The organism is Chryseobacterium ginsenosidimutans (assembly GCF_039536845.1).
Classification (GTDB): Bacteria; Bacteroidota; Bacteroidia; order Flavobacteriales; family Weeksellaceae; genus Chryseobacterium; species Chryseobacterium ginsenosidimutans_B.
Window position 1 is genome coordinate 303734 of record NZ_BAAAZJ010000016.1, and the last position, 14099, is coordinate 317832.

Annotated in this window: 11 protein-coding genes; 6 read left to right on the forward strand and 5 right to left on the reverse strand. The window is 34.4% G+C overall.

What is annotated here, in order from left to right:
• On the reverse strand, nt 1-2205 hold the full coding sequence (recQ, locus tag ABD745_RS20925) for a DNA helicase RecQ (RefSeq protein ID WP_344834803.1): 2205 nt from the start codon (nt 2203-2205) through the stop codon (nt 1-3).
• Between the two features lie 156 nt (nt 2206-2361).
• On the opposite strand from recQ, the gene ABD745_RS20930 reads away from it, so the two are divergent.
• From ABD745_RS20930 to ABD745_RS20945, 4 genes are all read left to right on the forward strand, one after another.
• Nucleotides 2362-3321 carry a KpsF/GutQ family sugar-phosphate isomerase gene (locus ABD745_RS20930; RefSeq protein ID WP_344834806.1) on the forward strand — a complete coding sequence of 320 codons (960 nt, stop codon included), beginning with the start codon at nt 2362-2364 and terminating at the stop codon, nt 3319-3321.
• 91 nt (nt 3322-3412) lie between these two features.
• Nucleotides 3413-4240, forward strand: coding sequence for a twin-arginine translocase subunit TatC (tatC, locus tag ABD745_RS20935; RefSeq protein ID WP_344834809.1), 828 nt, complete (start codon nt 3413-3415; stop codon nt 4238-4240).
• A gap of 442 nt (nt 4241-4682) precedes the next feature.
• On the forward strand, nt 4683-6311 hold the full coding sequence (locus ABD745_RS20940) for a M1 family metallopeptidase (protein WP_344834811.1): 1629 nt from the start codon (nt 4683-4685) through the stop codon (nt 6309-6311).
• Between the two features lie 153 nt (nt 6312-6464).
• Nucleotides 6465-8321 (forward strand): M61 family metallopeptidase, encoded by a 1857-nt coding sequence (locus ABD745_RS20945; protein WP_344834813.1) that lies wholly within the window; start codon nt 6465-6467, stop codon nt 8319-8321.
• Nucleotides 8322-8478: 157 nt separating this feature from the next.
• Here the strand turns inward: ABD745_RS20945 and ABD745_RS20950 are convergent, their stop codons facing one another.
• The 3 genes from ABD745_RS20950 to pepE form a co-directional block, all read right to left on the reverse strand.
• The gene (locus tag ABD745_RS20950) at nt 8479-9639 is read right to left on the reverse strand and encodes a sensor histidine kinase (protein ID WP_425549816.1); all 1161 of its coding nucleotides are present in this window, start codon (nt 9637-9639) and stop codon (nt 8479-8481) included.
• Nucleotides 9640-11010 (reverse strand): D-alanyl-D-alanine carboxypeptidase/D-alanyl-D-alanine endopeptidase, encoded by a 1371-nt coding sequence (gene dacB / locus ABD745_RS20955; protein ID WP_344834819.1) that lies wholly within the window; start codon nt 11008-11010, stop codon nt 9640-9642.
• 166 nt (nt 11011-11176) lie between these two features.
• Nucleotides 11177-11869: a dipeptidase PepE gene (pepE, locus tag ABD745_RS20960; RefSeq protein WP_344834822.1), complete on the reverse strand. Its 693-nt coding sequence runs from the start codon at nt 11867-11869 to the stop codon at nt 11177-11179.
• A gap of 195 nt (nt 11870-12064) precedes the next feature.
• Between pepE and ABD745_RS20965 the strand changes: the two genes are divergently transcribed.
• Nucleotides 12065-12625 (forward strand): tetratricopeptide repeat protein, encoded by a 561-nt coding sequence (locus tag ABD745_RS20965; RefSeq protein WP_344834824.1) that lies wholly within the window; start codon nt 12065-12067, stop codon nt 12623-12625.
• Between the two features lie 45 nt (nt 12626-12670).
• Here ABD745_RS20965 and ABD745_RS20970 read toward each other — a convergent pair whose 3' ends face one another.
• Nucleotides 12671-13159, reverse strand: a complete 489-nt coding sequence (locus tag ABD745_RS20970; RefSeq protein ID WP_344834826.1) for a YdeI/OmpD-associated family protein — start codon at nt 13157-13159, stop codon at nt 12671-12673.
• Between the two features lie 237 nt (nt 13160-13396).
• Between ABD745_RS20970 and fsa the strand changes: the two genes are divergently transcribed.
• A complete protein-coding gene (gene fsa, locus ABD745_RS20975; protein WP_344834828.1) occupies nt 13397-14050 on the forward strand; it encodes a fructose-6-phosphate aldolase in 654 nt (217 codons plus the stop codon).
• Nucleotides 14051-14099: the final 49 nt, after the last annotated feature.

The window sequence follows — 14099 nt, forward strand, 5'->3', positions numbered from 1 at the left end:
TTAGTTTGCGACGTCGCTGATAAATTTTATTCTCAACATTCTCACTTCTTCATCAGAAAGTTCGTCGCCGAATTCATCCAATAAGATTTTCATGCTGTCGCTATCAGATTCGTTCATGAATTCCATAAAACCGTCTACAATATCTTCATCAAAATTGTCTTCGATATAGTAATCAATATTCAACTTAGTTCCCTGATAAACAATACGTTCCATCTCTTTCAACAGTTCATCCATTGAAATATTTTTGGCTCTTGCAATATCTTCAAGGTCTATTTTTTTATCCGTACTCTGAATGATGAAAACTTTGTGACTGGATTTATTCGCAACCTGCTTTAGCACCATATCCTGAGTACGTTCGATATTATTGTCTTCTACATATTTATTGATAAAATCTGCGAATTCTTTACCATATTTCTTAGCTTTTCCTTCCCCAACTCCATAGATTTTTGCGATTTCGTCTACCGTGATCGGATACTGAACCGTCATATCTTCAAGACTTGGATCCATGAAAACCGTGTAAGGCGGAATTCCGTGCTTTTTGGCAACTTTTTTTCTTAATTCCTTTAATAAATTGAATAAATTCTGATCCAATCCACCTGCAGACTGCATTTGAATCTGATCACTTTCTGCTTTTGTCTGAGAAAGATCAAATTCTCTGTCTTCTGCAATTAAAAATGGCTGTTCAAGTTTATTATTTAAAGCTAATTTTCCTTTTTCAGACATTTTTAAAACACCGTATGTTTCAATATCTTTTTGTAAAAAATTCTGAACGGTTGCCTGTCTTAAGATAGTTTTCCAATGATTCTCTGTTTTCTCTTTTCCAAAACCGAAATAGGAATTTTGCTCAAGTTTATAAGACTTCGTTACAGCGTTTTCCTTTCCGACAATCACTGAAATTAAATCTTTTGATTTAAATTTCTCACCAGTATCATTGATTAATTCGAGAACTTTCGACAAGTCATCACTTGCATCTTTCAATTTTGGAGGATTCGATGAGTTATCACACATATTTGCTCCGTCTCCATTTATCGGATCAAAATTTTCACCAAAATAATAAAGAATATACTGTCTTCGGCTCATGGAAGTTTCGGCATAACCAACCACTTCATTCAAAAGCTGCAAACCGATTTCTCTCTCGGAAACAGGCTTTTGAGCCAGAAATTTTTCTAATTTTTCAATGTCTTTCGGATCATAGAACGCCAAACAATGACCTTCACCTCCGTCTCGACCTGCACGCCCAGTTTCCTGGTAATAACTTTCCAAAGATTTCGGAAAATCATAATGAATAACAAAACGTACATCCGGCTTGTCAATTCCCATTCCGAATGCGATGGTTGCTACAATGACATCTGCTTCTTCCATGAGGAATTTATCCTGATTTGCCACCCTTATCTTTTGGTCAAGACCAGCATGATAAGGCAGAGCATTGATTCCGTTTACCTGTAAAAGCTGAGCAAATTCTTCAACTTTTCTTCGGCTCAAACAGTATACAATTCCTGATTTTGCTTTATTTTGACTTATAAATTTTACGATTTCCTTATCTACATTTACTTTTGGCTGTACTTCATAATAAAGATTCGGTCTGTTGAAACTTTCTTTGAAAACCAATGCATTAGCCATTCCTAGAGTTTTCTGGATATCATCCTGAACTTTGGGAGTTGCTGTAGCCGTCAAAGCAATCACAGGAACATCTGCAATTTTGTCGATAATTGATTTGAGATTTCTGTATTCGGGTCTGAAATCATGCCCCCATTCTGAAATACAGTGTGCTTCATCTATCGCAACGAAAGAAATTTTAACATCTTTCAAAAACTCTAAATAATCTTCCTTAATCAGCGATTCCGGAGCTACATACAAAAGTTTTGTCTTACCACTTTTAATATCATCGAAAACCTGTTTGGTCTGCGTTTTATTTAATGATGAATTCAAAACATGTGCTACTCCATCCTCAGAAGAAAGACCATTCACGGCATCTACCTGATTTTTCATTAACGCGATCAAAGGAGAAACTACAATTGCCGTGCCTTCTGAAATAAGTGCCGGAAGCTGATAACATAAGGATTTACCACCTCCTGTCGGCATCAATACAAATATATCCTTTCCTTCCAACAGGTTTTCTATAATTTGTTCTTGTTGTCCCTTAAAAGTAGAAAACCCGAAGTATTTTTTCAATTCGCCTGATAAATTGGCTTTTTTTGCGCTCATCTAATTTTCTATTGCTAAATTTGCATCTAATCCAAAGTTATGAATTTTTCGCTTAAAATAAAAGCGAACGAATTTATAAAAATAAAATTTATGTAAATTATTCTTTTTTAAATATAACGTTTTTTTAGCGATTTTTTGTACACCTATAAAAGAAAAATGGAAAAAGCCAATATTATTTCAATTGCGAGAACAACCTTAGAAATAGAAATTTCGGAACTTGAAAAACTTAAAAACAGACTCGACGACGATTTTGTAAAAGCAGTTGAGATCATTCATTCCGCAAAAGGAAAATTGATTGTTGTAGGAATCGGAAAATCTGCCCATGTAGGAAATAAAATTGTGGCAACATTGAATTCCACAGGAACTCCTTCACAATTTCTTCATGCTTCAGAGGCTATTCACGGAGATTTGGGGGTGATTCAGAAGCAGGATGTTGTTTTATGTATTTCAAACTCAGGCAATTCACCTGAAATTGTAAATTTGGTTCCTTATTTAAAAGATTATTCTTCTGCATTAATAGGAATGACAGGAAATAAATCAAGTAAACTTGCCGAATTTTCCGAAGTTATTTTAGATACTCACGTTGACATGGAAGCCTGCCCGAACAAATTGGCTCCAACAAGCTCAACAACGCTGCAAATGGCTCTTGGAGATGCGTTGGCAGTTTCTTTGATGGAGATGAATGATTTTAAAGCAAATGATTTTGCAAAATTTCATCCGGGTGGAAGTTTAGGGAAAAATTTAATCTCAAAAGTTGACGATTTTCTTTCTTCACAAAAGCCTCATGTTACGGAAAATGAAACCGTTAAGGATGTTATTATTTCAATAAGCAGTTCAAGACACGGAATTACGGTTGTCACCAATGAAAATGAAATTATCGGTGTAATCACAGATGGGGATTTGAGAAGAATGCTGATGAAAGGTGATGATATTTCCAAAGTTTTAGCAAAAGACATCATGTCTGCCAATCCAAAAACGATCGAAAGAACAGCTTTGGCGAAAGAAGCCATGAAAATTTTAAAAGAAAACAACATCGGACAGCTTATCGTAACGGAAAACGGAAAATATTTCGGAATTATAGATCTGCATAAATTGCTGGACGAAGGAATTAATTAGGCTGAATATTAAACTTCCCGTTTCCCTTTCATAACTTCCTATTTTAGTGAAACTTTTTTCATAAATTTGAGTCCTTAAAAAATATTATTCTGTGAGTGAAGGTAAAGACATGTCCTTTCTTGGGCATATTGGAGAATTAAGAGGTCATCTTGTACGTTCTATCATTGCTATTATTATTGCTGCTTTTGCTGTAGGCTTTAATATCAACTGGATCATGGATCATATCTTTTTTGGTCCTACGAGAAACGATTTTCCGACTTTTGAAGTAGTCAATCACTTTTCAAAAATGATCCTGGGTGAAGACAGCATTCACCTTCCTAAAGACTTCCCGGTTCGTGCAAGCAAGCTTTATCAGCAGTTTAATGTTATGATGGCGGTTTCCATTTTTGGCGGAATTGTTGCGGCTTTTCCTTACATCGTTTGGGAACTTTGGAGATTCATCAGTCCGGCTTTACATCCGAAAGAAAGAAAGAATTCAATCTTTATTATCAATTCGGTTTGGATTTTGTTCATGACGGGTGTTTTATGCGGATATTTTTTAATCCTCCCTTTTGCTATTAATTTTGGAGTTATCTTTAAAATTTCAGATATCATTGTTCCGCTTTATGACCTGAGCGATTATACAGCATTATTTTTGCAGGTTATCTTGGGAATGGGAGTCATTTTCCTTTTCCCTGTTCTTATCTATTTCCTTACAACTATCGGAATTTTGACACCGGTATTTATGAGGACTTACCGTCGCCACGCCATTGTTTTGATTATGGTTGTAGCTGCAATTATTACTCCTGCCGATGTTTTGAGTATGATGATGGCAGCTTTACCATTACTTTTACTTTATGAATTCAGTATTTTAATGTGTTCTTACACTTATAAAAAAGTACAGAAATCTGCTGGAAACTTACCTGCTGTTCAGAAATAATTTTGAGATAAAATCTTTTTTTAAAATTTAAAATGTTTTCCCGTAGATTAATTCTGCGGGATTTTTTTTGGAGCTTTTTCCCGCTTTCCGCTGCAATCTTTTTTTTCAAAAAAGGATTTTCTCTGCAATCGGGGCTAGGATTTTTGTCGGAATTTTGAAACTTTCTGTAATACGATCAAAGTTTGTTATTCGTATGAATCTAAAGAATATCCGTAAATTATTTTGTATTAAACCACCCCGTCAAAAATTCTTTCAGAATTTTCGCCACCCCTCCAAAGGAGGGGAATTTATATACTCTGGACTTAACAGGTAAACTCGGAAATAGTTTTCAAAAATGTAACAAAATTTCCTTTCCTTCGTCTAATCAAAAATATAATAGCTTAAACTTTTAAATTATTATAGTCGATTAATTCTTATTTTTAGTAAATTAATTTTAATTCAGATGAAAAAGCTTTCATATACACTTTTATTTGCTTCAGGATTGGTTTTCGGGCAGTTCTTCGAAAAAGATAAAACTTTCACAAAACAAGATACTTTAAAAGGTTCAAACACTCAATTCCGAAATTTTTGGGATGTAAAAAAATATGATCTTTCTGTAGAACCCGATTTTACAAAGAAAAGTATCAAAGGAAACAATAAAATCAGTTTTGAGATCATCAAAGACGTTGCAAATCCTACCTTTCAGATTGATCTTCAGCAACCAATGAAAGCAGATAAAGTGGAAGCAAGTTTTCCCATTGCCGATTACAAACAGGATGGCGACTTTATTTGGATTAAAACCAATAAAAACTTCAAAAAAGGCGAAAAATATACGATTGACGTAACCTATTCCGGAAATCCTACGATTGCAAAACGTGCGCCTTGGGACGGAGGCTGGGTTTTTACAAAAGACGAAAAAGGAAATCCGTGGATGAGCGTTGCCGATGAAGGAATCGGAGCCTCAATATGGCTTCCTACAAAAGATATCTGGAGCGATGAGCCGGATAACGGAGTCGTGATGAAGATTATTACACCTAAAGATTTAGTGGGTGTCGGAAACGGAAAATTGATCGACAAAAAAGCTCAGGGCGATAAAATGTCTTATACCTGGGAAGTTAAAAATCCGATTAATGCCTATTCTATCATTCCGAATATTGGCAAATATGTGAATTTTAAAGACACTTTCAACGGAGAAAAAGGAAAACTCGATTTAGATTATTGGGTTATAGATTATAATTTAGAAAAAGCTAAAAAACAGTTTCAACAGGTAAAACCAATGCTTTCTGCGTTTGAATACTGGTTCGGACCGTATCCTTTCTATGAAGACTCTTATAAATTGGTCGATTCACCATACCTTGGAATGGAACATCAAAGCAACGTTGCCTATGGAAACGGATATCAAAACGGGTATTTAGGAAATGATCTTTCGGGCACGGGAGTTGGTCTAAACTGGGATTATATCATCATTCATGAAAGCGGACATGAGTGGTTTGCGAATAATATTACAGCTAAAGATCAAGCAGATATGTGGGTTCACGAAGGGTTTACAATGTATTCTGAAGTTCTTTTCACTGAAAAGTATATGGATAAAAAATCTGCGGATACTTACATGCAGGGAATCCATAGAACTGTTGATAATGATTATCCGATCATCGGAAAATATGGTGTAAGAAATGAAGGAAGCGGCGATATGTATCCAAAAGGAGCAAGTATGCTTCACACAATTCGTCAGGTTATCAATAATGACGAAAAATTCAGGGAGATTTTAAGAGGTATTAATAAAGATTTTTACCATCAAACGGTAACAACGGAACAAATTGAAAACTATATTTCAAAAAAATCCGGAATTGATTTTTCAACTGTGTTTAACCAATATCTGAGAACTACAAAAATTCCGACTTTAGAATATTCGCAGAAAGGAGAAGAATTAAAATTCCGATATACCAATATTGTTAAAAACTTAAAACTTCCGATCATCGTTCAGGGTACAACCATTAATCCGACCGAAGAATGGCAAACCGTAAAACTAAAGAAAGATAGTCCGGTAGAATTTAACCAGAATTATTATATTGATTATAAGAAAGTTCAATAATCTAAAAGAAGGACAAAATTGCAGTTTTGCCCTTCTTTTTTTTAAGCTTTTTTAATTTTACAATGTTGACTTTTTAATTTTAAGAAAAGTTTAATACACCATTTCGTAACAAATTTACTTTTTCAGCAACTATTTAACTATAATTTGAACTCAATGAAAAAAATAGCACTAAGTTTAGGAGTTTTAACGACCTTTTTAGTTAATGCTCAATCTATCAAAACGACAATCGATCTTGTAAATGTAAAAGACGATAAAGTTGCCGTTACGATGGAATTCCCAAAGATGAAATCGGGAGATGTGAAATTTCACTTTCCTAAAACTGTTCCGGGAACGTATTCTATCGATGATTACGGAAGATTCGTGGAAGGTATCAAGTTTTTTGATAATAAAGGAAAGGAATTGACTTTCACAAAAGTTAATGATAATACCTATTCATTAAAGAATGCGCAAAATTTAACTAAAGTTACTTACTTTGTTAATGACAGTTTTGATGATGAATTGGATGCTTCAAAGCATAAAGCCGTATTTTCACCTTCAGGAACAGATATTGAGCAAGGAAAAATTTACCTGGTAAATACTCATGGTTTTGTAGGATATATCGACAATATGCAGGATGTTCCTTATCAATTGGTGATTCAAAAGCCGACTGATTTCTACGGAACAACAGCTTTGGTGGATCAGGATAAATCTGAATCGACAGACACTTTTACGTTAGCCAATTATGCTAAAGTAACAGATTCTCCATTGATGTATACAAAACCGGATTACATTACGTTCAACGCAGGCGGAATGGATCTTGTCTTAGGCGTTTATTCTCCGACAGGAAAATATAAAGCTGCAGATTTTAAAGAAAATTTAGAAAAAATGGTTATAGCTCAAAAGAAATTTTTGGGCGATATGAACACCAATAAAAAATATGCGATCATGCTTTATCTTTCCGGAGGTGAAGGACCGCAGATAAAAGGTTTCGGAGCATTGGAACACCACGAATCTACAAGTGTTGTACTGCCTGAAATGATGCCTAAAGAAGCGATTGACAAAACAATTACCGATGTGGTTTCTCACGAATTTTTCCATACGGTGAATCCTTTGAAAACGCATTCGGAAGAAATTCATTACTTCGATTATGCAGATCCGAAAATGTCTCAGCATCTTTGGATGTATGAAGGCGGAACGGAATATTTTGCTAATTTGTTCCAGATTCAGGAAGGTTTGATCAATAAAGACGAATTCCTTCAAAGAATGAACGAAAAAATTACAAATTCTAAGAACTATAACGACACAATGCCTTTTACGGTGATGAGTAAAAATGTTCTTCAGGACGAATATAAAGATCAATACAGAAACGTTTACGAAAAAGGTGCGCTTTTGGCAATGTGCCTTGATATTGAATTAAGAAAACTGTCAAACGGTGAAATGGGTTATCGTGATATGATCAGAAAATTATCTCAGAGATTTGGTGAAAACAAGCCTTTTAAAGATGATAAATTAATTGATGAACTGGTAGCGGTTACAGGTTATCCTCAAGTAAGAGATTTCTATAACAAATACATTGCGGGAAGCCAGCCAACTCCTTATATAGAATATCTGAATCAGGTAGGTGTAGAAGCAAAAAAACAGGAAACGCCACCGATTTTCTGGTTTATTAAAGATCCACAACAGACAGGTTATGATGATAAGGACAACGCATTTGTATTTGACGAAAGTTCAGCATTATCACCTTTCTCAAAAAGTATAGGATTTAAAATTACAGATAAAATCGTTGCTTTGGACGGAAAAACAATCAACATTCAAAATATTCAGGAATTTATTGGTTATGCCAAAACCGTGAAAGAAGGACAAAACGTAACGGTAACAGTTCTAAGAAAGAATGGTGATAAAACCGATAAAATCGACCTTAAAGGAAAAGCTGTTCTTGATAAAATGACAGTGGAGACACTTGCATTTAAAGCTAATCCAACGCCTGCAGAACAGAAACTTCAGAATCAGTGGCTGACCGGAAAGAAATAAGTTTTAATGAAGAATTAAAATTGAAAAATTAATAATTAGGCGGGGAATTTTCTCCGCTTTGTTGTTTTTAAACACAAATCTTCACTAATATTTTCACAAATAAACACTTTAAAATTTGTGTGATTAGTGAAAACATTTGTGTTTATTAGTGTTTAAATTACGCTTTCTTGATCATTATCCTAAAAGTCGTCCCCTTTCCCACTTCTGTCTGGGTAATTCTAATATCACCGTTATGATATTCCTGCACTACTCTTTTTGCCAATGACAATCCTAATCCCCAACCTCTTTTTTTTGTTGAATAACCCGGTTTAAAAGCATTTCTTGCCTGTTGCTTTGTCATTCCGCTTCCGTTATCCTGAACTTCGACTAAAATATTTTTATTACGTTCAAAAACGGACATTGAGATTGAACCTTCCCCTTTCATTGCATCTACAGCATTTTTCACCAGATTTTCGATTACCCAGCTCATCAGAATTTTGTTGTGCGGAACAGAAATATCATAGCTCGGAAGATGTAAGCCAAAATTGATTTTTCGTGAAATTCTAGTTTTTAAATAATCGTAATTTTCCTGAATCGTTGTATTGAAATCTCTGTCATTCAGCTCTGGAACGGAACCAATCTTAGAAAACCTTTCAGAAATAGTTCTTAATCTTTCAATATCTTTTTCAATCTCATGAACGCCTTCAGAATCGGGATCATCGAGTTTCATGATTTCCATCCAGCCTATCATTGATGATAACGGGGTTCCGATCTGGTGAGCTGTTTCTTTCGCCAAGCCCGCCCAAAGATAGCCTTCGTCAGTTTTTTTAATCGTTCTAAAAAACCAAAATGAAAATAAGAAATAACACAAAATAAAAAATCCTAATATAAATGGAGAATAACGCAAATTGTTCAACAAAGGAGAATTGTCATAAAAAACGACCTGCTTGTTTCCTTTTACAATTTCAATTTCAATAGGTGTATAGCTTTTTGCCATTTTCTTCGCCAGACCAACTATTTTTAAAGGATCATTTTCTATATCCTGAGGAATATTTTTATGCTCTATAATCTGATCATGCTTATCTAAAATAATCAGAGGGATTGTGGTATTTGAGCTATAAATTTGAAGAAGTAATGCCTGAATTTCCAAATTAGGATTGGCTACTTCCTGTTGGAATTTCAAAGCACTCACTAAAATATCGACTCTTTTAACCTCTTCCTTTCGAAGAAAGTTAATCAGAATCGTAGAAGCTATAACAACTGTAAGAACAACAATTGTCATCAAAACAAAAATGATCCAGTTATTTAATCTTGAAACTATGGATTTTTTCAAAGTAATTTATTTTAATACATTCAGAATTTTCTGCAGTTCTGTACTTCCGCTTCCCTGATAATTGTTAATAATGATTGAAAATACATATTTTTTTCCATCTTTCGAAGTATGATAGCCAGCAAAAGATTTGGTATCCTTCATGGTTCCGCTTTTCATTTTCATTCCATTGTCCTGCGTTGGAAAACCATCGTAGTAAGAATCAAACCAAGGTTGTTTTTTAGCGTACAGCAAAGCCTGAACTTCAGCTTTTGCAGCTACATAATTTTGTGGTGAAAGTCCGCTTCCATCGGCAAAATTGATCATATTCGGATTGATTCCTTTTGATTTCCAGAATTCTTTCAGAAACGCTACTCCACTTTTAAAACTCGGGTTTGCTTTTTTCTCTTTTCCTAACGTTTTAATTAGCGTTTCACCATAAAAATTAATACTTTTCCTCAAAAACCAATAAACAATTTTATCTAAAGTCGGAGATTCGTAGGTAAGAATCACATTACTTTTCGGAACTTCAAGCGGTTTCTTTCCCTCAATTTCAAGTTGAGAATTAGTCACTACTTTTCCGGTAAATTCAATTCCTGATTCTTTTAACCATTGTTTCACTTCAACCCCTAATTGCAAAGGCGGATTAGGAGTAGAACCTGAAACTGTGACTGTTTTTGCTGGTAAAGTTCCGTTAATTAAAGCCACATTGGAATGCGGTGCTGTAAAAATCAGACTTTGATCCGAACTTCCTCCAACTTTCACATCATTCAACCAATTGATGCCTTCCAAAGGATAAGAAAAGTTTTTGAATTCTGTTCCGTTAATATTGATATCAAACTGATTTTCACGCCAGTTTATCCCCCAAACTCCGGCTCCGTAATAATTCCCCAAATCGTCCCACGGCCAACCTCCCGGAATTGTCTGATGGTCGAAATAAGAATCGTCAATAACAAGATCACCCGAAATTTTTTTAATTCCTGATTTTTTTACGGCTTCAATTAATTTTTGTTTAAAATTTTCAGGTTTGTAGGCATCATATCTCCAGCTTCCTAATGTAGGATCTCCGGTTGAACTGACGAAAAGATTTCCGCTCAGATTCCCCCCTGAAATACTTCCTGAATAGCTTGAAGTTGTTTTAAATGTATAATTTTTGCCCAACGTTTCCAAAGCTGCAGCTGCCGTGAATATTTTCTGCGTAGAAGCTGTTGAAAGTCCTTTACTTCCCTGATAATCATAAATTAAATTTCCGTTTTCATCGGAAACATAAAAAGATAACCCCGACGAAATTGCTCCCGAAGAATCCATTAGACTCTTGGTTACAGCATCCAGTTTTTGAGTAATATTCTGAGCAAAAATAATCTGTGTTGATAAAGTAAGAACACCAAATGCCTTTTTCATTTTTTTAATTCTCTTGTAAATTCAATTACCTATTTAAATGCTTCGACAGGCTCAGCATGATATTTCTAATACGAAACGTTTTTTATTAGCAATTAATTATTAGCATTGTCATGCTGAGCCTGTCGAAGCACCTTTTAACCTTATTCAAATATAATTAAATTAAAAATTATAGTTCTGAGCCCGCTTCGATCTCGTAAGGTTCTTTATCTTTTTCGAAAATCCTTGTCAATTCATTTCCTTCCACTGTAATTTTATTTCCTATTTTTCTGATCCAGTTTCCTTCACGAAGTCCGACAACTTTTAAATCATTTTGAGTCAGGAATTCTTTAATTCTGGTTTCTCTGGTTTCTCCGTTGTGTTTCAAATCAGGATTCGGATCTAAGTAATGTGGATTTAAGTTGAAGGGAACCAATCCCATACAATCAAAACTCTGTGGATAAACAATTGGCATATCGTTCGTTGTCTTCATGTTTTGCCCACCAATATTACTTCCTGCACTGCATCCCAAATAAGGTTTTCTATTTTCTATATTTGATTTTAAAACAGACATTAAACCTTCTTCATGTAAAGTTTTAACCAATAAAAATGTATTTCCGCCACCTGTAAAAAACCCTTTTGCTTTGTTTACGGCTTCAATTTTATCTTCAAATTCGTGAAGGCCTTTCACTTTTATATTTATCGTTTCAAAGAAGGAGCATGCTTTTGCAGTGTAATCTTCGTGGGAAATCCCTCCTGGTCGGGCGAAAGGAACGAAAATTATTTCATCGATTCCTTCATATAATTTAATTAATTCTTCTCTTAAATATTCTAAATATTCTCCACCGAAAAGTGTGGAAGTTGAGGCTAAGATGATATTCATACAGGGAAATATATTGATTAATAAAAAAACAGTTGAATCACAAAGATAAACCGCAAATGCCAACGAATCAAAAATTAAGCTAAAAAAATAGTTATCCCGTTAATATTTTCTAAAAAAACTTAAAGCTTCTAAAATTTACGTCTTTGTGGAATTATTATTGAACTTTAAAATTTAGAAATTTTAAAATGTAAGAATATGAAAATGACTAAAATTAATATCAAAAATCTGTTTTTAGGTTTAATGCTTATTGGAGGTGCAAGTTTTTTAAATGCACAAACGACTCAAACAGATAGCGCAAATAATACAGCTAGTACTGCTGCTACAAGCCAATCAGGTAACCCAACTATTGATGGTCTTAAAAAACAAATTGAAGCCAATCCAAAAGATACAGAAGCATTGGCAAAACTTGCCGGAGCTTATCAGGAAGCTTCAGACTGGACAAATGCAATCAATACGTGGAAAAAAATATCCGCTCTATTACCGGATTGGGCTCCATCATATTACAGTCAGGCATATGCTTATCAATCTGCTAAAGATGATGCCAATGCAAAACTTTCTTATGAAAAATATATCGCGACTGTAAAACCAGAAGAAGTGGAACAGAATAAGAAAAATCTGGCTTACGCTTATTTTTACATCGCATTTGCCGAACAGCAAAGTGATCCTGCTAAAGCGAAAGAACATATTGCCAAATCGATACAGTATGATCCAACCAATCAGGATGCTGTAAAACTTAACAAAGTTTTAAATTCATAAATAAAAAATCCGGAAAAATTTTCCGGATTTTTTTTGATTTTTACTTTAATTAATTTTCTTGCCGAAAAAATCAGTTTCACCATGCAGATGCCGGATGATTTTTTCAATATTTCTTTTGATGCTTTCTTCGGTTTTAAGATTGTTAATATATCGGATTAATTCTAATTTCCTTGATGGAATCAGGTTTTCAAAGTTTGCAGAAGCAACAGAACTTTCTTTAATTGCCCTCTCCAATTGTGGATGAATGGAAATCGATCTGTCGGAATCATCAAATTCAACAAAAACTTCAATTATTTCACCTACTCTTTTGGGTGAATTTTTAAGCATTGTTAAATTAATATATAATCGCCATTCTCCTAAATATTTCATCAGGTTTTGCTTAAATTCTTTACCATTTACAGTTCCTTTCACGGGAATCGGACTTTTATTCTTTCCTGATCTTTCGAAAATCTGGTTTAAGATTTCTTCAGGAACGAAAACAAAAGGATTGATGCCGATGATTTCTAATGTTGCTGTGAAGTGGTTGTTTTCCATGATAAGTAAAAATACGATTTTTGCAGTTATTGGAATATATTAAGATGCTTCGACGGAGCTCAGCATGACACTTCTAATACTAAATGTCTAAGCAATATTCTGATCAGCGGTATCATGTTGAGCTCCGTCGAAGCATCTATTTATTAAAAAAACTTAAACCTGAAACGTTAAACCAAATTAAAATTTTCCACTCAAAAAGGAATGTTTATCTTTGTATAAAATAAATCTGTAAAACAAATGAAATTTTTTATTGACACTGCTAATCTAGAGCAAATTAAAGAAGCTAAAGATCTTGGAATCCTTGATGGAGTAACAACAAACCCTTCATTAATGGCAAAAGAAGGTATTCAGGGAGCTGAAGCGATTAAAAATCATTATAAAGCAATCTGCGAAATCGTAGACGGAGATATTTCTGCGGAAGTTCTTTCTACAACTTACGAAGAAATGATAAAAGAAGGTGATGAATTGGCAGCAATCCACCCAAATATCGTAGTGAAAATACCAATGATTAAAGATGGTATCAAAGCATTAAAATATTTTTCTGACAAAGGAATCAAAACTAACTGTACATTGATTTTCTCTGCAGGACAAGCTCTTTTGGCAGCAAAAGCCGGTGCAACTTATGTTTCTCCGTTCTTAGGAAGACTTGATGATATTTCAACTGACGGATTAGCTTTGATCCAGGAAATCAGATTGATTTTTGATAACTATATGTATGAAACTGAAATTTTAGCAGCTTCTATCCGTCACCAAATGCACATTATTGATTGTGCTAAAATTGGTGCTGATGTGATCACGTCCCCACTTCCTCCGATCTTGAGCTTGCTAAGACATCCATTAACAGACAGCGGATTGGCTCAATTTATTGCGGATTCTCAGAAATTAGCTTAGTAATTGACAATCTTTTAGATATAATTCGGCGCGGAAACTTCGTTTCCGC

Excerpts from the sequence above, each read along its gene's own strand:
- ABD745_RS20970 (WP_344834826.1), bottom strand. The coding sequence starts at position 13,159 with ATGGAAAACAACCACTTCACAGCAACATTAGAAATCATCGGCATCAAT.
- recQ (WP_344834803.1), bottom strand. The coding sequence starts at position 2,205 with ATGAGCGCAAAAAAAGCCAATTTATCAGGCGAATTGAAAAAATACTTC.
- fsa (WP_344834828.1), top strand. The coding sequence starts at position 13,397 with ATGAAATTTTTTATTGACACTGCTAATCTAGAGCAAATTAAAGAAGCT.
- ABD745_RS20940 (WP_344834811.1), top strand. The coding sequence starts at position 4,683 with ATGAAAAAGCTTTCATATACACTTTTATTTGCTTCAGGATTGGTTTTC.
- ABD745_RS20965 (WP_344834824.1), top strand. The coding sequence starts at position 12,065 with ATGAAAATGACTAAAATTAATATCAAAAATCTGTTTTTAGGTTTAATG.
- ABD745_RS20945 (WP_344834813.1), top strand. The coding sequence starts at position 6,465 with ATGAAAAAAATAGCACTAAGTTTAGGAGTTTTAACGACCTTTTTAGTT.
- ABD745_RS20930 (WP_344834806.1), top strand. The coding sequence starts at position 2,362 with ATGGAAAAAGCCAATATTATTTCAATTGCGAGAACAACCTTAGAAATA.
- pepE (WP_344834822.1), bottom strand. The coding sequence starts at position 11,869 with ATGAATATCATCTTAGCCTCAACTTCCACACTTTTCGGTGGAGAATAT.
- dacB (WP_344834819.1), bottom strand. The coding sequence starts at position 11,010 with ATGAAAAAGGCATTTGGTGTTCTTACTTTATCAACACAGATTATTTTT.